Genomic DNA, 23707 nt, shown 5'->3' on the forward strand with positions numbered 1-23707 from the left:
CAGAGAATGAGATATTTAAAGTATTTTGAAGCAATTAGGGAGGCCACTGATCAAGCAATGATGGATGATCCTTCGGTCTTTCTGGTTGGACTTGGCGTGCCTGATCCTAAAGGTATTTTTGGTACTACTCTTGGGCTTCAAGAGAAGTATGGTGAGGCTCGAGTTCAAGACATGCCTCTATCGGAGAATGCGATGACTGGAGTTGCGCTTGGGATGGCGATTTCAGGTATGCGTCCTATTCTAAGCCATCAGCGCGTCGATTTCACCTTGGTTGCGATTGAGCAGATGGTCAATCAAGCCGCTAAGTGGCATTTTATGTTTGGCGGCCAAGTTAATGTTCCGCTGGTAATTAGAATGATCATCGGCCGCGGATGGGGTCAGGGTCCCCAGCACAGCCAAAGTTTGCAAGCATGGTTTGCGCACATACCGGGGTTGAAGGTGCTCATGCCTACAACGGCGTATGATGCAAAAGGTCTAATGATGTCGGCAATTGCGGACAATAATCCAGTAATTATTTTGGAGCATCGCTGGCTTTATGCTATACCTGATGCTGTGCCTGAAGATCAATACCTTGTTCCGATTGGTAAAGCTAGAGTTGTAAAAGAGGGTTCTGATGTAACTATAGTTAGTTCATCCTATATGACCTTGGAGTCCCTTAAAGCTGGTGAATATTTAAGTCAAATGGGCGTCTCAGTTGAGGTGGTCGATTTGCGAAGTATTAAGCCCTGGGATGTGGACTGTGTTCTGAGTTCAGTAAAAAAGACGGGAAGATTATTGGTTGCTGATACCGGAGGAATTGAGTTTGGAATTTCTGCGGAAATAATTGCTACCATCTCAGAATTAGCCTTTTCCGATTTAAAGAAAAGCCCTTCTCGTATTGGATTACCAAATTATCCGTGTCCAACAAGTCCAGCACTAGCTGAAAATTATTATCCAGATTTTGAGAGCATCATTAAGTCAGTAGAAAGGTTATGTGACTTTAAGTTTGATTATTCAAAATTAAATTTAAATAAAAATAGTGAGCATCGAGATGTTCCTTATAGTGCCTTTACTGGACCGTTCTAATAAAAATATTTAGTTAAAGGAATTGAGAGTATGAAAATAGTAATTGATGATGTGACAAAAACTCTGGAGCTATTTAGCAAAGATGGAGATGTCAAATTAGATCTTTATAGTTTAGAGGCTTATCGGCTAATTGCAAAGTTATGGATGAAGACTAGTTGGAATCAAAAATATCCTTATACATTTACATGGATGGGTCGCCCAGTAATACAACATCCAGAGGACATGTTGCGCTTACAGGAGGTTATTTATAATTTAAGGCCCGATGTAATCGTAGAGACTGGGGTAGCTCATGGTGGATCGCTTATCTTTTATGCATCCCTTATGAAATGTATGGGTTATGGCAAGAAGGTTATTGGGGTTGATGTAGAAATTAGAAAGCCAAATCGTGATGCTATTGAGTCACATGAATTGTCGCCTATGATCACGCTCATAGAAGGAGATTCTGTTTCATCTGAGACTCTATCGCGTGTTTCTAAGGAGACTCCTCCAGGGTCTAAGGTACTTGTAATTCTAGATTCTGATCATAGTTACGCTCATGTTATGAAGGAGTTGATTGCTTATTCTCCACTTGTTTCGGTTGATTCTTACATAGTTTCAACAGATGGAATTATGCGAGAGGTGGCAGATGTTCCCAGAGGAAAACCGGGGTGGATTCAAGATAATCCAGCTAATGCAGCTGAAGATTTTTCAAAATCTAATCCACAATTTATCATCGAAGAGCCCGCATGGAAATTTAATGAGAGCAATCTTTCTCAAAACTTGACTGCATGGCCTAGTGCTTGGCTGAAAAGAGTGAGTTAGTAGATCTTATATATTTATTGGACCCTCTTATGACAAAGTTAATCTTATCAATTTCTAGTGATATTGGAGCTGCAGCAGCTAATTACTGGATCGATAAGGGATTTGATGTTGCTGGAACCTATAGAACATACAGTCAATCTATTAAAGAGCTTGAAAAAAGAGGCGCTAAATTATTTCAATGCAATTTATTAGATATTAAGTCAATTGATGCGGTCACGAGCGAGATGTTAGCTTGCATCCAGGACTGGAGTACATTATTAGTTCTACCGGGAACTATGACGCCAATTGCGAATTTTGAAAATGTAAGCATAGACATCTGGCGCAGCTGCATTGATTTAAATTTCACGAATCCCTTAAGAATGGTTCATTCCTTGCTGTCGATTAGAAAAAAAGAGCCATCTAATGACATGGGGGCTTTAATTATGTTTAGCGCAGGTGGCGGCGTGCAGTCGACCCCAATTAGTTCTTCAGCTTACACCACATCCAAAATAGCATTAATAAAGTTTGCTGAAATTTTGGACGCAGAAATTCCTGATCTGCGGGTGCTTATTTTTGGTCCTGGGTGGGTAAAAACGAAAATTCATAATGAAGTTCTTAACTCTGAAGTAAAAGGAGGGCCCGTTTACCAGCGAACAGCAGAAGTTTTTAAAAAAAATAGATTTACTGAGATGAAAAAAATACTAAATTTTTTCGACTGGGCAGAACACCAAAAAAAAGATGTTGTTGGGGGCAGAAATTTCAGTATTCCTAATGATCAATGGGGTAATAAGGATTTGGAAAAGGTGCTCGAAGAAAATAAGCATATGTATAAATTAAGACGTTCTCATAACGAATGGCCCATAAAGGGCGATTCATAAAACGAGAACATAAGAGATACTTGTGATAACCATTGCAGATTACGTAGCATTATTTTTAGCTCAAAACAACATCAAACATGTATTTGGTATGACCGGGGGAGCTTCTTTGCATTTAATTCATGCGATTAGAAAAAGAGCGGACATTGAGATGGTTTTTACGCATCATGAACAGTCTGCGGCAATGTGTGCGGATGCATATTCTAGGGTCTCAAAAAATCTAGGTGCTGCAATTGCAACAAGTGGGCCAGGGGCTACAAATTTAATAACTGGAATCTGCTGTTCTTTTTTTGACTCCGTGCCTACAATTTACATAACCGGACAGGTCTCAACTTTTAGGTCAAATGAAGGCACTGGCGTTAGACAAATTGGATTTCAAGAAACGAATATTGTTGAGATATGTAGGCCAATAACTAAGTATGTAGTTAAGTTAACTGATGCTAATTTGATTAGGCATGAGCTGGAAAAGTGCAGATATATCGCCTTAATGGATCGGCCAGGTCCAGTATTGATTGATATACCTGACAATTTGCAAAGAGTTGAAATTGACCCAATGAATTTGAAGTCTTTCGAGATACCAGATTCAAACACTCCTCCGATAATAAACACGCATAAAGTTGGCTTGTTTAAATTAATTAAGGAAATTACAAGATCTAAAAGGCCGGTAGTGATAGTGGGTTGGGGTGCAAGACTCAGTCATGCTGAAGAGGTGCTAGCTGAATTTCTCTCGGAGTTAAATTTTCCAATTCTCCCTACTTGGGCTGCAGTCGATTTATTTGATCCAAATGATGAAAGAGTAGTAGGCACATTTGGAACTCATGGCACTAGAGCGGGCAATTACACCGTTCAAAATGCTGACTTTATATTAGTCCTAGGATCCAGATTGGATACTCATGCAACTGGTAGTCCACCTCAAACATTTGCAAGAGATGCGTTGAAATTTGTGGTTGATATAGATCCACATGAAATAAATAAATTCGAAAAGATCGGCATAAGGGTGGAAGAGGCTTTTTGCTTGGATATACGTAAATTCATAGAGCTATTTTTAAATATCTTGGATAAGAATGATCTTCCAAATATTGATTTATGGAGGGCGACAATAAAATCTTGGAAAGATAAATATCCGCCAGGTATTGAAAGCAAGGAGCATTTAAGTGTAAATCCATACGATTTTATGAAATCACTCTCGGAGCATGCGGAGTCTGGCGATCAAATTGTATCTGATACTGGATGTGCATTGGCTTGGGCAATGCAAAGCTTTAAATTTAAAGACGGACAAAGATTCTTTCATGCTTTCAATAATACCCCCATGGGATATGCATTGCCCGCTGCAATAGCTTGCGCTTTTGTTCATCCAGATAAGAAAATTATTTGCATTGTCGGAGATGGCTCAATCCAACTAAATATACAAGAGCTCGCTACTATTGCCCATCATAAATTAAACATCAAAATATTTGTAATAAATAATTTTGGTTATAGCATGATCAAGCAGACTCAGGATCAATGGCTTAATTCCGAGTATGTCGGCTCTTCAATAACTGGTGGACTGTCAATGCCAAACTTTCCCAGAGTTGCCGAAGCTTACGGAATTAATTCGTTTCAAATTGAAACACAATCATCAATTTCAGAAGTGCTAACTAATGTGTTTAATTTGAGTGGGCCGGTATTGTGCGATGTTCATATACCTGATGATTTTCGCGTTGCACCCCAGGTTAAATATGGATTCCCTATTGAAGATGGAGAACCTTTTTTAAGGCGAGATGAATTTTTGTGTAACATGATAGTTGAGCCTCTTTCAGTCTCATTGACTCGTGGTAAAAATTGATGAGTGAGATTTTAGTTGTAGGTGCAGATAGTTTAATTGGTGCAGCTTTGTATCAAGAGTTATCTAATTGTGGAATAGATGTAATTGGTACCAGTAGGAGACCTTTAAGCCCGCATAAGATCCACCTAAATTTACTTGATAATTTGGACCACTGGGCGCCTCCCAGCGGAATAACATCCGCTGTTATCTGTGCTGGAATGACAAACGTTGAGAATTGCGAAAAAGAGCCAGACATTTCGAGAATTATAAATGTTACGGCAACAAAAAAACTGATAGACAAGTTGATTTTAGCGGGTATACATGTTGTGTATCTATCAAGCGATTTGGTTTCCGACAAATCCATGCTTCACAAACAATACAGTATTCAAAAAGCTGAAGTAGAGATTTATTTACATAAATATTTGTACGCCTCTTGTGTTGTAAGAATGAGCAAAGTTATCCCCTCAAAATTTGATTTATTTGTTAATTGGGCTTTGGATCTGCAGAATAATAGAGTTATTACTCCCTTTTTGGATAAATATTTTTCACCAATAACCTTGAAATTTTGTGCAAATTTTTTGCTTGAAGTGGTTGTGGAAAAAAAATATGGGTTGTACGTTCTTGAAGGTTCAAAGCGAATTAATTATTATGATGCCGCCTTAGAGCTAGCAAAAAAAATCGGCGCAAATAGTAAATTAATTCAGCCGAAATATTGTTTTATAGATGATATTGGCTCTGAGAGACGCAAAATAAATTCATTTAAATCTGGAAAATTGATTCTTGAGGTTGAGCCATTGAGTGCAGAAAAAATTATCATTGATGCGGCGGGGTGAGTTTTGAGTGGTGGAGAAACAGCTTTAAAGTTTTATTCTATAAGTAATGTCTAAAGTAGTAGGTATATAAAGTCAAAAAATCATCGCTTACATGGAAATAAAAATATAAAGGTATTAAATTGAAAGAAGATGATTTTATTAATATAAGTCAGCACATGCAAAAAATAGACATGAAGGACTTGCTTGCCCATAAGGAATTATTACGCGCGCTAGTTCTACGACAGTTGACGGTTAGATATAAACAGACATCAGTAGGTTTAGGTTGGATGATTCTTCAGCCATTAGTTATGATGGTTATACTTGCCACGGTTTTTAAGGCTATGCCGGGTCTCTCACCGTCAGGAGTGCCATATTCGCTATTTATACTTAGTGCATACATACCCTGGTTAATTTTTTCGCGTATTATAGGCGAGGGAACTGGGTGCATCTTGTCTGAGCAAGGGCTAATATCTAGAGTATTTTTTCCAAGAATTATTATCCCTTTAGCTTTGGTAATTATTGGTGCGTGTGATTTTCTAATATTAATTCTATTTCTGCTAATTAGTTATTTCTTGGTAACGCCTGAGTTTATTTCAATAAATTTAATAACTCTGCCAATATTTATTCTGATTTTATTAATGGGCGCATCTGGAATTGTGTTATGGACATCGGCATTGAATGTGAGGTATAGGGACTTTGCGATTGTGGTTCCATTTTTTCTATCTATATTATTTTTTTTAAGTCCAATTATTTACTCTTCGAGTTTCTGGCCAGAAAACTTAAGGAATATATTGAGCTTTAATCCAATGCTAGTGGTGATCGATGGGTTTCGTTGGGCCCTTTTTGGCGTGAATTTTGGGGCATTAAACCATGAATTATCTTCACTTCTAACAATATTTGTAATTTTCTTTTCAGGCTTAATTTTTTTTAAAAAGTGCGCCGATGATTTTGCGGATAATTTATAAAACACCATGGGTGATATTGCAATTAAAGTTGAAGGGATATGGAAAAGTTATAAGCTAGGTAAGCTATCTGTATCGGGATCCCTTAGAGATCTGGCGGGAAATTTATTTTCCTCGCGAAATAATAGTTTACTTATTGAGGGTGATGATTTTAATGTTGATGTTGGAGACTTCTGGGCTTTATCTGATATTTCATTTGAAATTAAAAAAGGAGAGGTTGTAGGGCTTATAGGTGCAAATGGAGCAGGCAAAAGCACTCTTCTAAAAATTTTATCTAGAGTAATTAGGCCGACAAAAGGAGAGGCAAAAATTTGGGGGCGAGTCGGATCGCTCTTGGAGATAGGAACTGGATTCCATCCTGAGCTTAGTGGTCATGAAAATATATATTTAAATGGTGCCGTTATTGGGATGACTCGCGCAGAGGTTCGCGAGCGATATGAAGAGATTGTGGAGTTCGCTGGCATTGAAAAATTTTTAAAGATGCCTGTGAAGCACTATTCAAGTGGAATGTTCGTAAGGCTGGCATTTTCTGTTGCAATCAATCTTAATCCCGATGTTTTATTTCTTGATGAAGTCTTTGCAGTTGGTGATGCTGCTTTTCAAAAAAAATCATATGAGAAGCTTAATCAGATGATTAAATCTGGTAGAACAGTTGTAATCGTTAGTCATAGTGCATCATCAATTAAATCAATGTGTAGTCGTGCCATTTTCCTTGAGAATGGTGAATTGGTTGCCGATGGAAGAATAGCGGATGTATATCGAGAATATAACGAACACACAATTGATCAAATACATGCAAATGTTATCGAATCAAGCATTGATTATGGTGAAAATAATAATGAAGAATTAACTCAAGTCTCATGCTCTGAAGCTATTCAAGAGACTAAATCTCCCGATATCCCATTGCAAAAAGTACAGATGAAAGGCATAAGAGTTCTTCAAGATGGTGTTGTTAAAAGAACTGTAGATATAGATAAAGATATTATGGTTGAGCTTGAGTATGAGGTTTTCGAAACCTCAAAAATAAATGTCGCTATTCATTTGCTTGACAATATGGGCGTTCCTTTTCTGGCCACGCCTAACTATATTTCTGCTTGTATAGATGAGGGCGAAATTAGTGATCAGCCCCTAACCCCTGGTATTTATAGGTCTGAATGTAGAATTCCGCCTAACTTTTTAAATGATAATATGTATTCTGTAAATGGAATATTGATAGTAGAAAACGAATTTTATTTTCAAACACATAGCTGTTCTGATTTTTCGGTCTTCGATACAGGCGTTATGCGTTTAGAGTTCAAGGGTAGCTGGGATGATGTACCAATCCGCCCAATAATGAAGTGGGGGACTTATCGAAAGCGCTCAATTGATTAATTAAAGGGCGTCTCATACTTATATTTAGGGTTACTTATGGAAAGTAATATATCAAAGGATTTAGTTTTGTATAAAAATAGTGATTTGTTGACCATTGTAGTTCCTACTTATAACAGGCCAAAAATGTTGGCGAATTTAATTCGCTATTTACATGGAGAGTTTTCTATTGCAGTACTTATACTAGATTCAAGTGATGATAAAAATTATGAAATTAATGTTAAAAATATAAACAATGCATTTGAACACGTCAGGTATAGCAAAGATATTAAATTTAAGGAGAAATTGGTCGATGGGCTCAAAAGGGTCCATACTAGATACTGTGTATTTTGTGCCGATGACGATATAGTTGTGTTGGATGCGCTATTAAAGTGCGTTAATTTTTTAGAAGTTAACCCTGACTATATCAGCGCCCAAGGATATTATTTTGGTTTTGATGGCGGTAATGGAAAATATCTAGTTGATGATATTATTTATAATAATAAATCAATTGATGAGTTAAATTTATTACTAAGGCTTGACACTCTTTTCACTGAATACCAGTCAAATTTCTACTCAGTGTTTAGGACCGATATTCAAATTGATGCACTCATAGAGGCTTCCAAAAACGAGAGCCCTTTATTCTTTGAGCTTATGCAAAGTTCGTATGGCGTCATAAAGGGTAAGGTAAAGCGGTTGCCAATTATTTACGCAGGTCGATGTAGAACTTCATCAGTTGATGTGCCTCGACAATGGCATCCAGTCGAGTGGGTGTCGGCAGATATTAATGATTATTTTTCTGCCTATATAAATTATCGCAATAACTTAGTTTCATTAATTGAAGAAAGTATTGAAACTAAATATGACTTAATAAAACTAAAAAATATAGTCGATTTAATACATGCCAAATATATATTTGGATCATTGGGCGTTGGTGTTTTGCAGACTGCCATCAATGCTCAAATAAATCTTTGTGATGATAAAGAGATTATTGGCAGAGCGTTTTCCGCATTAAATAATGAATTCGATGAAAAATCTTACTTATTTAGAGTTCGAGCGCGGAAATTGATATCGCTGTTTGGTGAAAAAATTGAGAAAATTATTACAAATTGTATGAGCCAAATGCCGAGGGCCACGAGTAAAAGATTTTTTATAAATGAAAACATTAATGTAGAATTCAACAATATAGTTTTAGAAAAAATAAGAAAAGATAACATTTCAGTTTCGGTTGCTACTAAGACTATTTATAAAATTTTCGAAAAATATAACTAATTTTTCACGAGAATGTTTTCTAAATTCACGTCAGAATAAATTAGTATTGGATTCTAGGCTGATATAGAATTTACAGGCTTATTTTGCACTTCCGAATTATTATCTTAAATGAGATCAGCTACTATCATAATCCCCATCTTCAATGAAAGCTCAACCTTGAGGAGGGCGCTTGAAGCGGTTGTAACACAATCAGTTTTGCCTCATAAGCTAATTCTTGTTGATGATGGTTCCACTGATTTGACGCCACAAATCATTGAAGAGTATGCTGATCTATACCCCTTTATTCATCCGTTACGCAATTTGGAGAATCTGGGTATTTTCGCATCACTAAAGAAGGCTTTTTACTATGTAGATACTGAATACTTGGCTGTCATATCTGGGAATGATTTTTTGATGCCTAATTTTTTAGAAAGATCTATCGGTACTCTGGATGAATACCCTAATGCTGGACTTTCATTTTCTAGTTACGCAATCTATGATCCGTCTACTGGGACTATTAATGATTTAAGTTTAGATCCCTCAACTAATGGAGCATTTGATTTAAGAAAGTATCCAAGATATTTATCCCCCACTCTTTTTAGAGCTCAGCTTGGTGGTGGAAATGTCTGGATGTCATCAAATGCTGTTTTATACCGTACAAAATGCCTCATTAAGTGTGGGGGATTTCAAGAGGTGCTTAGATGGTACTCAGATTGGTTTGTGAATGTAGTAATTGCTCTTAGATATGGTGTATGCGTTATTCCTGAAATGTTGGGGGTGATTTCAGCGCGCAGCGCTCTATCACACTCTGCTCTAGCTTATAGTAATCAGAAAGCCCAACAGGCGGTGGTTAAAAATTTGCTAAAAGTTTTAGCCAAACCCACTTATTGGGATATTGCGTTTGTGTTCTCACGTCACCCCGTACTCTTCACCCCTCTAGATCGTGAAGTGTTAAATACTTTTGTGAGATATCCCATATTTAGCTGGCCTTATATTTTTAATTTTTCTCAATACTGTACAAATGCCCTAATCCCGCTTCATGCTGATAAATTGGCGAAAGCTTATATAAAAAATAAACGCATTGAGCAGCAAAATTTATCCGGCAAAGACGGTGCACTTATTGAGGGTCATATAAAAAGCCCAACCATCAGCGTGATAATGGCTAACTATAATCATGCTAAGTATTTGAGGGAATCGCTCTCCGCGATTTGCTCCCAGTCCCGCCTCCCAAATGAATTAATCATAGTAGATGATGGCTCAACAGATGAAAGTATTTCCATTTTGGAAGAATACTGCAAAAGGTACAAATTTATTACCTTAGTTAAAAATAATATAAATAAAGGGCAATTGGAAAGTATAGAATTGGCATTGGGCCTGGCTCGAGGAGATTATATAAATTGGGTAGCAGCCGATGATCGAATGGCGCCTGAATTTTTGAGGAAGTCAGAGGAAATGATTAAGAATTTCCCTGGGGTGGGTGTCGTGCAATCTGAATATGCTTTGTTTTATGAAGATTTTGGTAAATTTCATCCACAGAAAGAAGTTGCCGAGGTTTTTAACTATGGAAGAATGCCGGCATATTTTTCGCCATGGCGCTATAAAGAGTGGTTAAAGGAGGAAATAGTATGGCTTTCTACAAATGGCGCCCTTGTAAGAAGGGATGAAATCATGCGGATGGGCGGTTATAACAAAAAATTGGAGTGGCATGCGGACTGGTTTGCTAATCAGGCTATTGCTTTGAGGCGGGGGCTTTGTGTAATTCCAGAACCTCTTGCAGCATTGAGGGTTCTGAAAACATCGTATTCCGCACAAGGTATAAATAACTTAAACAGACAGAATGAGGTTTATAAAGAGTTATTTAGGGTGCTAAATGAAAAAAATAACAAGGATTTAAAAACTGACTTTTTGAACTATCCAGTTATTTTATCGGCATTATCCCCAAATATTTATAAATTTATGCGTTCGAATATCCAATGCTATAGATTTATTTTGGCATATTTTATTTGGAAGAGTCCATCATTAATCTTCAATATTAGAAATAAGTATTTATATAAAATTCAAGAATTTAAAAGAAAATTTAAACTTAATACTATGACATTCATTCATAATACCGTTCATCGATTAAGAATGATTGTCTCTCTAATTTTAAAAAAATGGTTAGATAAAAATTAATGTCAAAAAATATAAAAAAAATAGAGCAAATAAGAAAAAATATAACTTCCTTAATTAAATTCAGGGACGAGAGTGATGTAGGCAACATTTTCTTACCAAGCGAATTTTGGAAAAATATAAACAAGTTCCTCAGCTATATTAGAGATCTTCCTGCTAATGAGCTTGAAAAAATTAGATGTCATATTGGCATGGGGTTTTTTATTGGAAATCCGTGGAACAAAGATTTTTATAGTGGCCATTTGGCTTTAACGGATGCCGAGGCACTTGAAATCCCAATAATTCAAAAGTATGAAAAATACATTTCTGTGCTCCCTGAAAAATTTTGGTGCAGTGAGCCCGAGACTAACGAAGTGGTTTCGCAAATTGGCATTAGATACAAAGGAAAGCTTGTAAACTCTGATATTGTTAAAGAGCAGGCGTGCATCCACAATTTACATTCTTTGGGCCTTCTAAATGAAGGTAAAAAAAGAAAATATGTTTTAGAAATTGGGCCGGGATATGGTCAGCTTATCTACCAACTATCAAGAATTATGGATAACAATACAACATTTATATGCATTGATTATCCAGAAACATTGTTTTGGTCGGCCACATTTTTAAGTATAAATAACGATGCAGATAAAATCTATATACCAACCGTTGATGATGTCGATATTGATTTGGTTAAGATCTCTGAAGAGTACAAGTTCATTCTAATCCCAAACTTTAAGATTGAAAACTTAAGAAGAAATATGAGTTTTGATTTGTCAATTAACCAAAACTCATTTCAGGAGATGTCGGAGGGCCAGCTACATTATTACTGTCAATTTCTTATGAAATTTACTGGGGGATGGCTTTATTCATACAATGCCTGCAAGCAATTCATGAACATGGAGCTAGATGATTATGTGCATAATATTTTACAAAAATATTTCATTGGGATTCCTACCGACGAGGATTATAAGAGTTTTGGTTTTAATTTTACCAATGTAGAAGATAAGAGAATATTTTTAGGGTACGGCAAAGAATTAAAAAATCGGCCTTTGAGGGGTGCAACCCAAGGCGGTGAAGTGTGGTTATATGACAGGAAGATGGTGGTGGAGTTTAAAGATTAGAGTTGAAGTCTCTTCTTGCCAGTCTTAAGCTTTCGGGTGTGCCGATATCTCTGTGATAAATGCTATTGTGGTAAGCCTGCATCTTTCCGGCATAGTGGGGCAATATATCCCTTCCAATGTCGACTTCATGTTTTTGAAATGAGTCGATAAATGCGATTACTGAGGGTTCGAATATGTAGACAGCGCCATTTGCAAGATTGCTTGATGGGTGTTCGGGCTTTTCTGTATAAGATGTAATAAGATTATTTTCATCAATCTCTAGGATTCCACATGAATGTGGCGCATCAGTGATGAAAGACATTGCCGTAATTTCTACTTTAGGCATCCTTGCAGCATGAGCGTGAATAAATGAGTCAAGATTAAATTTTGATAAATTATCTGCATGGGCCACAAGAAATGATTTCCCTTCAAAAAAATCCCTATTTTTTGATATAGTCCCTGCCGTTCCAAGCAATCTCTCTTCATATGAGATTGAAATAAGCGAGCGCCATTTACAGTTTTGAATATATGTAGTAACAATTTCTGGTAAGTAGTGGGTATTAATTAAGGCCCTGTTAATTGGGTTTTCGGGGTATTCAAAAAGAATTTCGAGCCAGTAATCTATCAGTGGTCGCCCATTGATTGGCACCATGCATTTGGGTATTGTATTTGTTATTGGCTTGAGGCGACTCCCAAATCCGCCAGCTAAAAGGAGTGCATTCATTTTTGGGTTAACTCATTAAGAATTTCATCATTTCTTAGGGGCGTGTTTCCAACTCTCGATACTTGGCATGCAGAGGCTATCGACCCAAGATATGCGCTTTCCCAAATATTTGCCCCTAGCGATAGAGCCATAGAGCTGCAAATTAGGAAAGAGTCTCCGGCCCCAGAAACATCTTTAGGACTAGAGTTAAATGCTGGCAATAGGTCTGTTTTTAAATTCTTGCTTGCGCTTTCTGGGGAGTGAATTAGCAGCCCCTCGGCACCAAGAGTTATAACTAAATGTCTTGCGTTTGTTTTTTCATGAAGTTTTTCGGCTAGCACTGTAAGGCCAATCTTTGATCCATGAAGAGCTAGGCGAGCTTCATGCTCTGTTGGCGTGATGAGTTGCATGTTTTGAAATCTAGAAATATCCCCCATTTGCGATGAGGATTGGCTATCTGCAACCATAAATAAGCCCAAAGATTGGCCTTCATTTACTATTGAATTTACAAGGCCCTGAGGTAAGCAGCCATAATTGAAGTCTGAGAAGACAAGTAAGTCAGCATTTCTCATGGCTATCTTAATCTTGTCAAAGATTTTAGTAGATAAGGATGTGGCTATATCGTGCTGCTTGAGATGGCTTACTCTAAGAAGAGTTTTATTTTGTACTCTGTATCGCTGCTTGAGAGTCGTTGGCCTGCTAGAGTCAATAAATAAATTGGGAGAGACTTTCATTGATTGCAATACTTTGTTGGCAAACTTGGCGGCATCATCGTCGCCGGTAATGCTAAATAATTCAACTTCCGCGCCCAAGCTCTGAGCGTGTGCAGCTACAATTCCTGCGCCTCCAATAAAAAGATCCCTTTTGAGGGGGGTGACTACGATAGTAGGGTCTTCTTGAGAGAGTCCAAGTGTATCGCAAGAGATATATTCATCAATTATTAAGTCCCCAATTACAATTACTTTCAATGCCTGAAAATTCTCAACGTATCTCGATAGGTTTGATGGAGTAAATCCGTGCCTCTCAGGAAAGTCCGAAGGTTTTTCAATGTTCGAGTTACTTGATTTTCGCAATTCTTTCCGCAAAAGATCAAGTGATGAAAACCGCATCTCTCCAGAGCAAAAAAGTAATTTTCCGCCATAAGTATTAGCAGCTTCGAATTCCTCATTAAATTTATTTTCGTGCTCTTTGCCTTTAATTATAAAATTCGGTTTTAGTTTTTGGACTAGTTCTGTAATATTATTATTAATAGGAATTACTTGATTTACGACAGATGATAAGGCCCGCATTCCCTCTAGGCGTAGATTTATGGGGATAAACACGCCATCATGTCCATCTTCATGTATCCCGACCACAAGAAAGTCTGAGCAGTCCGCTGCAAAATTTAAGAGCCTTAGGTGTCCTGGGTGAATAACGTTAAAGTTGCCAGTCACTAAGGAAATTTTCGCGTCAGAGGTTATTTTTGACCGTATTTCTAATACTGCCCTGTCAATATCGGATATTAATTCTGGGGTTTTATTCATTTTTATATAATGAGAGCTGTTGAAGCTTGATAAAAGTAAATGGGAAATGTTCGCAAATAAAATTAACAGTTTTCGTGGAACTGGTGTGGATTCTAATTAATGAGAAATGTTTACTACTCTTACTTTCAAATTGCCTTAATGAAATATCGATCCTATGGATTTTATCTGTTCATTCTAAAGGGATTGAAAATAATTTTTATAAATATTTTTTGGGCTTTGCTCTCCCCTATAGCTATCTCTGGACATTTAATTGGTTTTAGGCGTGTAACAGTCTTCACCGACAGAATTGGACATCTTGCAGCAGAATTTGATTGCTTTAAGAAAATGAAGTTGCTGGGGTTATTGCCTAAGAGGAGGTGGTTCTTTTTGGCCCCCAAAAAAAGAGTGGCTAATTGCCATCTTCTGTCCTATTGGCAAGAGCATTTCCAAATATTTGTGAATCCTGCTTTATGTGGCTTCTTGAGGATTCTTAGTCTTAGATACTTTATGGTCTACTGCATAGATGACTTTATTTTGACTAATAGTGGAGCCGCTAGATACTATCAAATTAATTCTGCGTGGGGCGTTCAGAAGCCCGTATTGTCTTTAAGGGAATCTGATAGAAATTATTTAGAAGAATTATTGAGGGAACTTGGCATTCCTGAGGGTGGTTGGTATGTATGCTTTCATAATCGCGAGGCAGGATATTCTCCTATAGATGAAATTATTCATTCGCATCGCAATACGGCTATTGAGGATATGGTTCCAGCAATGCAGTATGTGATTGAGAGTGGCGGATGGTGTGTCCGAATGGGTGACCCATCTATGTCTCAAGGCCCTGAAATCAAGGGGGTGGTTGATTATGCCCACTCTTATCTGCGATCACCCAGAGGCGACGTAGTTTTGGCTGCTGGAGCTAAGTATTTCGTGGGCAACTCTTCTGGTATTTGGATTCTTTCTAGTATTTTCGGGGTACCATGCGCCTTGGCGAATATGATCCCAGTATCTACACTCGGGTATTCACCATTTGATCTTAGTATCCCTAAGTTGCTAAGAGAAATTTCATCTGGAAATTATTTGAAGTACCCATATATATTTTCACAACAGATGGCTGACTATCGAGATCCCATTCAGTACGAGGACGCAGGCGTAATGCCTGTTGCGAATACACCGGATGAAATTTTAGACTTAGTCAAGGAGATGCATGAACGAATTTTTGATTTTGTAGAATCGACAGAATTAGAAGAGAGATTAAAAAGACTTTATTCCACCCTATTTAAAAAAAATAATTATGGGTATGGTGCCGGGGGCTCTATTGGCAAGGCGTTTGTTCAAAAACATAACCATTTATTTCTTTGACGTATTCCTAAAAATAGATTAAAGGGCGGGTCGCTGCTCCGCTTTCTAAGTCATCCAATGCTTGATTAATCTCATTTAATGAATATCTTCTAGAGATTAATTTTTCTATAGGGATGTTATTTTCTTTAAATAACTTAGAAAATAATGGAATATCTCTATCGGGCTCAACGCTGCCACCCCAGCTTCCGCGAAGTTGTTTGCCGCAAATAAGCTCGTATGGATCAAGGGTAATCATGTCGCCATGCCTTGGATGGGATGCGAAAGTGCAAATTCCTCCATTCCGCTTTATTGAATTGAATGCGAGTTCAATCCCTTTTGTAGTTCCTGAGGCGTCTATTCCATAGTCAACACCATTGGGTGCAATTCCTTTAATTGCCTCATTTGGATCAACCAAGGAGGCATTTACGGTATGGGTTGCGCCAAGTGCTTTTGCTAAATTCAGTTTCTCTTGAGAAATATCTACGGCGATGATTAAGTTAGGTGAGTAAATGCACGAAGTCATTAAAGCGCTTAATCCTATGCCCCCGATACCTACAAAAACAAAATCTTTTTTATTTTCGGGCTTTAACTCATTGATTATGATCCCGGCCCCTGTTGGGATCGCGCAGCCATAAAGAGCTGCTATGTCAAGTGGCAGGCCTTCGGGTGATGGTACTAGTCTATTTTCAGAAACAACTGCGTATTGATTAAATGTGGTTACTGCGCCTGCATTAATTACGCAGGATGGCCCATGTGTATATTGCGCTCCTCCAGCATCGATTCCATTACATTTAATCCAAGTTAGGATAACATCCTGCCCACATTTTACTTTTGTTACGTCATCTCCAATGGCAATTACCTGTCCTGACCCTTCGTGACCTAAAAGATGTGGCAACCATGCATCCTCGCCTCGTCGCCCCCGAGTCTCCATAATTTGGCTATGACACACGCCGCTATAAAATAGCTTAACTAGAACTTGGCCGGATTTAAGATCTGGTAATCTAAGATTGCTCAGAATTTGAAGAGGTCTATTTGTTTCAAAAAGTACTGCTGCAGCTGTGTATGTATTTTGATTGGCTAGATTATTGGGCATTATTGGGTTATCCTTTTTGATGGATTATTTTAAGCCTTAATTTATTGGTGTTTAATGTTATGAAAGCTGTGATTTTAGCCGGTGGCTTAGGTACTAGGATAAGTGAGGAATCTCATTTAAGGCCAAAACCTATGATTGAGATTGGTGGAAAACCTATTCTTTGGCACATAATGAAAATGTATTCTCATTATGGAATTAATGATTTTATTATTTGCCTCGGCTATAAGGGTTACGTAATCAAAGAATATTTTTCTAATTATTTTATTCATATGTCCGATGTCACATTTGATATCAGTCGCAACCAGATGGAGGTTCACCGGCGACATGCTGAACCTTGGAGAGTGACCCTGGTTGATACGGGTGAGAAAACATTAACTGGAGGGCGTTTAAAACGAGTCTCTGAATATATTAAGGATGAAAAAGAATTTTGTTTTACTTACGGTGATGGGGTTAGTGACATAAATATTGCAGCTTTACTTGACTTTCATCGTCAGCATGGAAGGTTGGCCACAGTAACAGCTGTATCGCCTCCAGGAAGGTACGGGGCTTTACAGCTCGAAGGCAATCAAGTCACAGGATTTGCTGAAAAACCTCGTGGTGATGGAGGTTTGATTAATGGCGGATTTTTTGTGCTCTCTCCACGGTGTATTGATTATATCGATGGTGATTTAACAACGTGGGAGGTGGATCCACTATTAAATCTTTCAAAAAATGATCAATTAATGGCATTTCATCACGATGGTTTTTGGCAGCCAATGGATACTTTGCGGGATAAAAATCACCTAGAAGAATTGTGGTTGAGGGATGCTGCGCCGTGGAAAACTTGGGCTGTATAAGACTCGTTTTATAACTAACAGAGAAAGTCAGAATGCGCATTTTGATTACAGGAAACATGGGCTACATCGGTCCAGTATTGGCAAAATATTTAAAGAAAAATTATCCGAGAATTACTTTGGTGGGGTATGACACGGGTTTTTTTGGGCACTGCTTAACTGGTACAGAGTATTTGCCGGAATTGTTCTATGAGTGTCAGTTTATGGGGGATATTCGAGATATTGGCATAAGTCACCTAAATGGCGTGGATGCAGTGGTTCACTTGGCGGCCGTCTCGAATGATCCGATGGGAAATGAATTTGAAGCAATTACAAATCAAATAAATCACAAGTCAAGTTTGCGTTTAGTAAAGCTAGCAATTGAGGCCGGCGTTAAGAATTTTGTATTTGCATCCAGCTGCTCAATGTATGGCCAATCTGCAGGTGGTCCTCGATCTGAATCTGATCCCACAAATCCACTAACTGCTTACGCAAAATCAAAAATTGGGACAGAATCTGATATCAAACAACTCAATTTAAAGCAGATGGTTGTAACTTGTTTGCGTTTTGCCACGGCTTGTGGAATGTCGGATCGTCTCAGATTGGATTTGGTGCTCAATGACTTTGTTGCATGCGCTGTAACCTCCCAAAAAATCACTGTTTTGAGTGATGGATCACCTTGGAGGCCGCTGATTGACGTTGAGGATATGTCTCGCGCAATAGACTGGGCAATTCATCGTTCTGAGCATCAAGGGGGTCGATATTTAGCTGTTAATGCTGGACGAAATGAAAATAATTACCAGGTAAAAGATTTGGCAATGACGGTTTCAAAGCTTATTCCGGGGGTTGAGGTAAGCATCAATGCTGATGCCCCTCCTGATTTACGCTCATATATGGTTGATTTTTCTCTATTTCAATCGCTTGCTGCCGAATATTTGCCAGTAGTAAGTCTTGAGGATTCTATTGAGCGACTTAGATCTGGTTTTGATCGGATGTTATTTTCTAATAAAAATTTTCGTGACTCCCCGTATATGCGACTTAACACTTTACGAAAGCATATGCAGCATGGGATGCTAGATCAAAATTTACGTTGGACCAATAATCTGAGTAAGGATTTTCTTTGATTCGTTTTTCAATACATGATTTACCTCTACCCGGGCCCAAAATAATTGAAAGAAAGCCTATTGGCGATGAACGAGGATTTTTATGCCGAATTTTCTGTGAAGTTGAGCTAGCAGAACTTGGTTGGCGAAAACCTGTTTCTCAAATTAATCAAACGTTCACAGAAAAATCTGGCACAGTAAGGGGGCTGCACTTTCAGTATCCCCCTCATTCAGAAATGAAGCTTGTTAATTGCTTGCGGGGTAGTATTTGGGATGTGGTTGTTGATATTCGATCCTATTCCCCTAATTTTCTAAAATGGTGTGCTGTAGAACTCTCTGCAAAAAATAATAGAGCACTCTTTATACCCGAAGGATTTGCTCACGGATTTCAGACTTTGTCTGATAAATGTGAGTTATTATACTTGCATTCATCCCCTCACGTTCCGGATGCAGAGGGCGCACTCAATCCAGTTGATCCATCTTTGGGTATAAATTGGCCGCTACACATAAGTGCCATTTCGATTCGAGATTCTGCCCATACTATGTTGAGGGATTATGAATTTAAAGGAATTTAATGATGAAATGCCGACATTGCAAAAATAACTTACAGCACGTATTTTTAGATTTAGGATTTGCCCCTCCATCAAATGATTATCTTAGTGAGGATGATTTGCATGCCCCTGAAAAAATATTTCCCCTAAAGCTATATGTTTGCGATAGTTGTTGGCTTGTGCAGACTGAGGATTATTCACGGGCGAGCGAATTATTTTCGAAAGATTATGCTTACTTTTCGTCAACATCTAAAAGTTGGCTTGATCATTCAGCGAGATATGTGGAGAAAATTAGTAATGATCTAAAGTTATCTAGGAATAGTTTTGTAATTGAAATCGCATCAAATGATGGTTATTTATTGAAAAATTTCGTGAAATCTGGGGTACCTTGTTTGGGAATTGAACCTACGGATAGCACTGCCGATGCTGCTGAAAAAATTGGGGTGCCTGTACTACGAAAGTTCTTTGGCGCTGATGTTGCAAGAGAATTGGCCTCATCAAGCAAGAGGGCTGATTTAATTTGTGGCAACAATGTTTATGCGCATGTTCCGGATATTAATGACTTTACTGAAGGTTTAAAAATTGCCTTAAAGGAGGGTGGAGTTATTAATCTCGAATTTCCGCATTTAATGCGTTTAATCGAAAATAATCAATTTGATACTGTTTATCATGAGCACTTTTCTTACCTCTCATTAAGTACTGTAGTGGAAATTTTTTCTTCGGTTAGCTTAAGAATATTTGATGTTGAGGAATTATCAACTCATGGCGGTAGTCTGCGTATTTATGGATGTCACGCTAATGATGTAAGGCCAACTACAAACGCGGTGATTGATTTGCTTGCCTATGAGGAAAAGTTTGGCTTGAAGTCTTTGGGCGTGTATCAAGAATTTCAAGCTAAGGCGAATAAAGTGAAAAATGATTTCCTTTCATTTTTGATCGATCAAAAACGATTGGGGAAATCAATAGCAGGTTATGGCGCAGCAGCAAAAGGAAATACTTTGATGAATTATGCTGGCATTAAGAATGACTTAATTGACTTTGTTTGTGACGCTGCACCATCTAAGCAAAATAAATATATGCCGGGCAGTCATTTGCCAATTCTCCATCCTTCAGCGCTTGCTAATCGTAAGCCAGATTGGGTGGTGATTTTTCCTTGGAATATTGCAAAAGAGGTCGAAGAGCAAGAAAATATCGCGATTTGGGGTGGTAAGTTTGTTGTGGCGGTGCCCGAGTTAAAGGTTTTGAATTGAAGGTTATAGTTACGGGTGCTACTGGTTTCATTGGTCAGCACTTGGTAAGAAAATTGCTGCAAAATGGGCATCAAGTTATCGCAGTTGCTCGGAATCTAAATCGTGCCAAGGAATTTGAGTGGTTTGATGTAGTCGACTTTATTCAGGCCGATTTGCACCTTAATTATGGTCCTGCGATTGAAGGGCTGGATGGCGGTGATGCATTAATTCATCTTGCATGGCCTGGGCTACCTAATTACCAAGGTAACTTCCATATTTTTCAGAATCTTAAATCGGATCTAGTTTTTCTTAAGGCCTCCATTGAATCAGGTATATCTCATCTGGTGGTAGCTGGCACATGCCTCGAGTATGGTTTGCAATCCGGCGCTCTTACGGAAGATATGGGTACGAATCCTATTACTCCATATGGTTTTGCAAAGGATTCATTACGAAAATCCTTGCAGTTTTACCAGAAGGAATATGGTTTTACCTTGCAATGGATGCGGCTCTTCTATATGTATGGAGAGGGGCAAAATCCTAAAAGTCTCTTGTCTCAACTGGATATGGCTATTGATGAAAAAAGACAGTCTTTTGATATGTCGATAGGAACTCAGCTTAGGGATTATTTGCCAATAGAGGCTATTTCTGAAAGAATATGCACTGCCCTAGAAAATCCTACGATTAATGGTGTTATCAATTGTTCAAGTGGGTCGCCAATTTCTGTGCTTGACTTGGTGCGAAGGAGGTGCCAAGAGCGCGGTTCTGATATTCATTTAAATTTAGGGCATTTTCCTTTGCCTGAATACGAGCCCTTTGAGTTTTGGGGTATTCCCGCCAAATTAAATTCACTATCAATTTAATTTGCCTGCTCTAAATATCGCATCACCGTATCTATCTTAGACCAACGCCCGTTATTCATAATCATGGTCATGCTGGCTCCTGATTTTAAGAGATCCTGTGCCGCTCCAACGCGCATAGAATGTCCGCTGATATGATCAATTATATGTTTAGGAAGTTTCGCGTCTTTTGCTAAACGTTTATAAATGCGGTTTATCTGACTGCTCTTTAATTCTTGGGTGATGTCAATTGCATTATTAATCCCCCTAAACAGAAAGTCATCTTTTAGCTTCGCTTGGTTTAGCCATAGAGAAAGAGCCGCAGCAGATCTTTCTGTTAAAAATATCCACCTACCTTGGAGTTCTTGATCAGTTTTGCTTTTACGTAGTCGCAATTTCGTTTGCTTATAATTTTCTAGTTCATCTATGTGTATGTCTATGATTCTTAATGAGACAAGCTCGCTACGTCGGCACATACTGTCATAAGCAAGCAACAATAGAGCTTGGTCTCGAACTCCTCTTAAATTATTACTTGTTGCACTAAGTAATTTGTCTAGTATTGGAGCTGTAATTCCGAAGGCTTGTTTGGATGATCTTCCAAGTGTGCGGTGCATACGTCTCAATTCAATTTTGACGTCGGGATGTTTAGTTGGGTCACTAAGGTGATTAAGTTTGTGAATGCTAGAAATACTAGCCACTGCAATTCGGATGCCAGATGATTTCAGGCCACTCTTTGTTAGATGGGCTATATATAGGGCGACATCTAGAGGGTTTGCCGGGAGTGCGTCGATACTGTGCTTTTCGCAAAATTGAATAAATCTCTCAAAGTTAGCTCTGTAGGCTCTAATTGTGGATGGCGCATAGGCACCCTCGATTTTGATAATGGTTCTGTTTAGCAATTCTTTTGCGGTATGCTTACACATGGCCTTAATATCCTTTAAAAAAACTAATTAGTACTTTATATAGTACAAATAATTTCATATATGATAACTGGAGCGCAAGTAAGAGCAGGAAAAGCCCTGTTGGATTGGTCTGGGACCCGTCTAGCGGAGGAGGCTGGAGTTGCTATTTCCACAATCAGAAGGGTGGAGGCCTGCGATGGGCTTTTGGAGAGTGCTAGCATTAAAGTGCTTCAGGCGTTAAAAGCTGCGCTTGAAGCTGGAGGTGTGGAGTTCATCGGCACCCCTGAAGATCGACCTGGCGTTCGTCTAGTTTCGTCAAAAAAATAAAATGCCAGCTTTACCAAAAACTCAGCGCAAGGCTCGCTCAGGTGGGCCTAAAACAGCCGAGGGTAAGCTGACAGCATCTCGTAACGCTATCAAGACCGGTGCTTATGCAGTGCAAGCTTTATTACCAGGCGAGAGCGAGCAAGAGTTTCACGAGCTAGAACAACTTTTTATTGATGAGTTTGTTCCGGTTGGAATTTCCGAGAGAGCATCAGTACATTCATTAACGGTGATTATTTGGAAGAAACTCCGCCTTGAAAAGTTAGAGTCACGCTACATTCATGATCTATTGAATCGTTTCCCGAAGCATTCTGAGTTCAGTGCTGTGGGTTTTGATGATTATCCAATTGCAGCTCAGGAATGGGTGAATAATCCAGAACTCATTTCATCATTAAATTTAGAGCAAACTCAGGGCGGATATTGGGCTCTAGCTGTGCTTAAAAAATGTCGTTTCGATTTAGATGAAATGCAATCATTCAAAAAAGACTCGCCAGTAATATTTAAGCGCTTGCAAGATTTATTAAGTTCGCTTGGTGTTAAAGATTTAACTATCCCAGGAATGGTTGGTACACGTTACCACCATGGAGCGGAAACACGGCCCATTGAAGATATGGCCGATAAATTGATGGAACAATTGCAAGGTGAGATTTGGGCGATTCAGAATCAAGAGTGCTTACTCAAAGTGCGCCAGCAAATTCGGGATAAGAGATTGGTGGAATATTTAAATCTCAATCGCTCGCAAAGGGTGGCGGATGATTTAGATCGCTCGTACTTTAAAACTTTAGATGAGCTGCGTCGGCAAATTGAGTGGCGCAAAAAGCAAGAAGTAATTGATATTTCGGTGAAGTTAGCGCCCAAAAATATCAAGCGCTAGAAAAGGATAATTGAGGCAAAATTTCAGGTAAATACCGTTTTTACAAAACGGACTCATTCTTAATTAGGTTGCCGCAAAGCCTGTTCTTGTTGTTCAATAATTTCTATTTTTCACTAGTTTATTGTCGCCTTAAGGCGTAAGAAAACTCATCATTTTTAGACTAAAAATGGCACTAAAAAATCGATGAATTTTTATAAGTAAAGAAGAGGTAAGAACGCTAATACCCCTTAGCACACATTTTTGCAGATGCTTGGATTAAGGGCGATTAGTCGACGAAGTTATCAATTAACATCTTTCAC

The 23707-nt window shown here is 38.4% G+C and carries 22 protein-coding genes; 18 read left to right on the forward strand and 4 right to left on the reverse strand.

Features of this window, described 5'->3' with window-relative positions; all coding sequences use genetic code 11:
- Window positions 1-6 precede the first annotated feature (6 nt).
- The 10 genes from A2X74_RS05555 to A2X74_RS05600 all read left to right on the forward strand — a co-directional run bounded on the left by A2X74_RS05555 (window position 7) and on the right by A2X74_RS05600 (window position 12162).
- Window positions 7-1065 carry an alpha-ketoacid dehydrogenase subunit beta gene (locus tag A2X74_RS05555; RefSeq protein WP_293624278.1) on the forward strand — a complete coding sequence of 353 codons (1059 nt, stop codon included), beginning with the start codon at window positions 7-9 and terminating at the stop codon, window positions 1063-1065.
- 30 nt (window positions 1066-1095) lie between these two features.
- Window positions 1096-1866: a CmcI family methyltransferase gene (locus A2X74_RS05560; RefSeq protein ID WP_293624279.1), complete on the forward strand. Its 771-nt coding sequence runs from the start codon at window positions 1096-1098 to the stop codon at window positions 1864-1866.
- Window positions 1867-1895: 29 nt separating this feature from the next.
- Entirely contained in the window at window positions 1896-2723 is an 828-nt protein-coding gene (locus A2X74_RS05565) for an SDR family NAD(P)-dependent oxidoreductase (protein ID WP_293624280.1), read from the forward strand.
- A 22-nt stretch (window positions 2724-2745) separates the two neighbouring features.
- On the forward strand, window positions 2746-4545 hold the full coding sequence (locus A2X74_RS05570; protein WP_293624281.1) for a thiamine pyrophosphate-binding protein: 1800 nt from the start codon (window positions 2746-2748) through the stop codon (window positions 4543-4545).
- Window positions 4545-5357, forward strand: coding sequence for a sugar nucleotide-binding protein (locus A2X74_RS05575; RefSeq protein WP_293624282.1), 813 nt, complete (start codon window positions 4545-4547; stop codon window positions 5355-5357). Before A2X74_RS05570 ends, A2X74_RS05575 begins: the two co-directional genes overlap by 1 nt.
- A gap of 119 nt (window positions 5358-5476) precedes the next feature.
- On the forward strand, window positions 5477-6301 hold the full coding sequence (locus tag A2X74_RS05580) for an ABC transporter permease (RefSeq protein ID WP_293624283.1): 825 nt from the start codon (window positions 5477-5479) through the stop codon (window positions 6299-6301).
- A gap of 6 nt (window positions 6302-6307) precedes the next feature.
- Window positions 6308-7669, forward strand: a complete 1362-nt coding sequence (locus tag A2X74_RS05585; protein ID WP_293624284.1) for a polysaccharide ABC transporter ATP-binding protein — start codon at window positions 6308-6310, stop codon at window positions 7667-7669.
- A 36-nt stretch (window positions 7670-7705) separates the two neighbouring features.
- Window positions 7706-8917, forward strand: coding sequence for a TIGR00180 family glycosyltransferase (locus A2X74_RS05590; RefSeq protein WP_293624285.1), 1212 nt, complete (start codon window positions 7706-7708; stop codon window positions 8915-8917).
- A 108-nt stretch (window positions 8918-9025) separates the two neighbouring features.
- The gene (locus tag A2X74_RS05595; RefSeq protein ID WP_293624287.1) at window positions 9026-11068 is read left to right on the forward strand and encodes a glycosyltransferase; all 2043 of its coding nucleotides are present in this window, start codon (window positions 9026-9028) and stop codon (window positions 11066-11068) included.
- On the forward strand, window positions 11068-12162 hold the full coding sequence (locus A2X74_RS05600) for a putative sugar O-methyltransferase (RefSeq protein ID WP_293624289.1): 1095 nt from the start codon (window positions 11068-11070) through the stop codon (window positions 12160-12162). Before A2X74_RS05595 ends, A2X74_RS05600 begins: the two co-directional genes overlap by 1 nt.
- On the opposite strand, the gene A2X74_RS05605 is transcribed toward A2X74_RS05600, so the two are convergent.
- A complete protein-coding gene (locus A2X74_RS05605) occupies window positions 12152-12865 on the reverse strand; it encodes a nucleotidyltransferase family protein (protein WP_293624291.1) in 714 nt (237 codons plus the stop codon). The genes A2X74_RS05600 and A2X74_RS05605 overlap by 11 nt on opposite strands.
- Window positions 12862-14367 carry a PfkB family carbohydrate kinase gene (locus tag A2X74_RS05610; RefSeq protein ID WP_293624293.1) on the reverse strand — a complete coding sequence of 502 codons (1506 nt, stop codon included), beginning with the start codon at window positions 14365-14367 and terminating at the stop codon, window positions 12862-12864. The genes A2X74_RS05605 and A2X74_RS05610 overlap by 4 nt, the downstream gene beginning before the upstream one ends.
- A gap of 99 nt (window positions 14368-14466) precedes the next feature.
- Here A2X74_RS05610 and A2X74_RS05615 point away from each other — a divergent pair, with 99 nt between their 5' ends.
- On the forward strand, window positions 14467-15705 hold the full coding sequence (locus A2X74_RS05615) for a TIGR04372 family glycosyltransferase (RefSeq protein WP_293624295.1): 1239 nt from the start codon (window positions 14467-14469) through the stop codon (window positions 15703-15705).
- A gap of 7 nt (window positions 15706-15712) precedes the next feature.
- Here A2X74_RS05615 and A2X74_RS05620 read toward each other — a convergent pair whose 3' ends face one another.
- Window positions 15713-16777 (reverse strand): zinc-binding dehydrogenase, encoded by a 1065-nt coding sequence (locus tag A2X74_RS05620; RefSeq protein WP_293624297.1) that lies wholly within the window; start codon window positions 16775-16777, stop codon window positions 15713-15715.
- A gap of 59 nt (window positions 16778-16836) precedes the next feature.
- On the opposite strand from A2X74_RS05620, the gene rfbF reads away from it, so the two are divergent.
- The 5 genes from rfbF to A2X74_RS05645 are packed head-to-tail and all read left to right on the forward strand — an operon-like array spanning window position 16837 to window position 21332.
- Window positions 16837-17613, forward strand: coding sequence for a glucose-1-phosphate cytidylyltransferase (rfbF, locus tag A2X74_RS05625; protein ID WP_293624299.1), 777 nt, complete (start codon window positions 16837-16839; stop codon window positions 17611-17613).
- A 32-nt stretch (window positions 17614-17645) separates the two neighbouring features.
- Window positions 17646-18713, forward strand: a complete 1068-nt coding sequence (locus A2X74_RS05630) for an SDR family oxidoreductase (RefSeq protein ID WP_293624301.1) — start codon at window positions 17646-17648, stop codon at window positions 18711-18713.
- Window positions 18710-19267 carry a dTDP-4-dehydrorhamnose 3,5-epimerase family protein gene (locus A2X74_RS05635; protein ID WP_363925330.1) on the forward strand — a complete coding sequence of 186 codons (558 nt, stop codon included), beginning with the start codon at window positions 18710-18712 and terminating at the stop codon, window positions 19265-19267. Before A2X74_RS05630 ends, A2X74_RS05635 begins: the two co-directional genes overlap by 4 nt.
- A 2-nt stretch (window positions 19268-19269) precedes the next feature.
- Window positions 19270-20493, forward strand: coding sequence for a class I SAM-dependent methyltransferase (locus A2X74_RS05640; protein ID WP_293624303.1), 1224 nt, complete (start codon window positions 19270-19272; stop codon window positions 20491-20493).
- Window positions 20490-21332, forward strand: a complete 843-nt coding sequence (locus A2X74_RS05645; RefSeq protein WP_293624305.1) for an NAD(P)-dependent oxidoreductase — start codon at window positions 20490-20492, stop codon at window positions 21330-21332. Before A2X74_RS05640 ends, A2X74_RS05645 begins: the two co-directional genes overlap by 4 nt.
- Here the strand turns inward: A2X74_RS05645 and A2X74_RS05650 are convergent.
- Window positions 21329-22231: a tyrosine-type recombinase/integrase gene (locus A2X74_RS05650; protein WP_293624307.1), complete on the reverse strand. Its 903-nt coding sequence runs from the start codon at window positions 22229-22231 to the stop codon at window positions 21329-21331. The genes A2X74_RS05645 and A2X74_RS05650 overlap by 4 nt on opposite strands.
- Before the next feature lie 60 nt (window positions 22232-22291).
- Here A2X74_RS05650 and A2X74_RS05655 point away from each other — a divergent pair, with 60 nt between their 5' ends.
- Window positions 22292-22537, forward strand: coding sequence for a hypothetical protein (locus tag A2X74_RS05655; RefSeq protein ID WP_293624309.1), 246 nt, complete (start codon window positions 22292-22294; stop codon window positions 22535-22537).
- A gap of 1 nt (window position 22538) precedes the next feature.
- Window positions 22539-23408: a hypothetical protein gene (locus tag A2X74_RS05660; protein ID WP_293624311.1), complete on the forward strand. Its 870-nt coding sequence runs from the start codon at window positions 22539-22541 to the stop codon at window positions 23406-23408.
- Window positions 23409-23707 lie beyond the last annotated feature (299 nt).

The sequence above is a fragment of the Polynucleobacter sp. GWA2_45_21 genome, from assembly GCF_001830325.1.
In the GTDB taxonomy this organism is placed as follows: Bacteria; Pseudomonadota; Gammaproteobacteria; order Burkholderiales; family Burkholderiaceae; genus Polynucleobacter.

What these genes read in the sequence shown, in the direction of transcription:
- A2X74_RS05565 (WP_293624280.1), top strand. Translation starts at nt 1,896, where the DNA reads ATGACAAAGTTAATCTTATCAATTTCTAGTGATATTGGAGCTGCAGCA.
- A2X74_RS05590 (WP_293624285.1), top strand. Translation starts at nt 7,706, where the DNA reads ATGGAAAGTAATATATCAAAGGATTTAGTTTTGTATAAAAATAGTGAT.
- A2X74_RS05600 (WP_293624289.1), top strand. Translation starts at nt 11,068, where the DNA reads ATGTCAAAAAATATAAAAAAAATAGAGCAAATAAGAAAAAATATAACT.
- A2X74_RS05605 (WP_293624291.1), bottom strand. Translation starts at nt 12,865, where the DNA reads ATGAATGCACTCCTTTTAGCTGGCGGATTTGGGAGTCGCCTCAAGCCA.
- A2X74_RS05595 (WP_293624287.1), top strand. Translation starts at nt 9,026, where the DNA reads ATGAGATCAGCTACTATCATAATCCCCATCTTCAATGAAAGCTCAACC.
- A2X74_RS05610 (WP_293624293.1), bottom strand. Translation starts at nt 14,367, where the DNA reads ATGAATAAAACCCCAGAATTAATATCCGATATTGACAGGGCAGTATTA.
- A2X74_RS05630 (WP_293624301.1), top strand. Translation starts at nt 17,646, where the DNA reads ATGCGCATTTTGATTACAGGAAACATGGGCTACATCGGTCCAGTATTG.
- rfbF (WP_293624299.1), top strand. Translation starts at nt 16,837, where the DNA reads ATGAAAGCTGTGATTTTAGCCGGTGGCTTAGGTACTAGGATAAGTGAG.
- A2X74_RS05560 (WP_293624279.1), top strand. Translation starts at nt 1,096, where the DNA reads ATGAAAATAGTAATTGATGATGTGACAAAAACTCTGGAGCTATTTAGC.
- A2X74_RS05575 (WP_293624282.1), top strand. Translation starts at nt 4,545, where the DNA reads ATGAGTGAGATTTTAGTTGTAGGTGCAGATAGTTTAATTGGTGCAGCT.
- A2X74_RS05655 (WP_293624309.1), top strand. Translation starts at nt 22,292, where the DNA reads ATGATAACTGGAGCGCAAGTAAGAGCAGGAAAAGCCCTGTTGGATTGG.
- A2X74_RS05555 (WP_293624278.1), top strand. Translation starts at nt 7, where the DNA reads ATGAGATATTTAAAGTATTTTGAAGCAATTAGGGAGGCCACTGATCAA.
- A2X74_RS05660 (WP_293624311.1), top strand. Translation starts at nt 22,539, where the DNA reads ATGCCAGCTTTACCAAAAACTCAGCGCAAGGCTCGCTCAGGTGGGCCT.
- A2X74_RS05650 (WP_293624307.1), bottom strand. Translation starts at nt 22,231, where the DNA reads ATGTGTAAGCATACCGCAAAAGAATTGCTAAACAGAACCATTATCAAA.
- A2X74_RS05640 (WP_293624303.1), top strand. Translation starts at nt 19,270, where the DNA reads ATGAAATGCCGACATTGCAAAAATAACTTACAGCACGTATTTTTAGAT.
- A2X74_RS05585 (WP_293624284.1), top strand. Translation starts at nt 6,308, where the DNA reads ATGGGTGATATTGCAATTAAAGTTGAAGGGATATGGAAAAGTTATAAG.
- A2X74_RS05620 (WP_293624297.1), bottom strand. Translation starts at nt 16,777, where the DNA reads ATGCCCAATAATCTAGCCAATCAAAATACATACACAGCTGCAGCAGTA.
- A2X74_RS05615 (WP_293624295.1), top strand. Translation starts at nt 14,467, where the DNA reads ATGAGAAATGTTTACTACTCTTACTTTCAAATTGCCTTAATGAAATAT.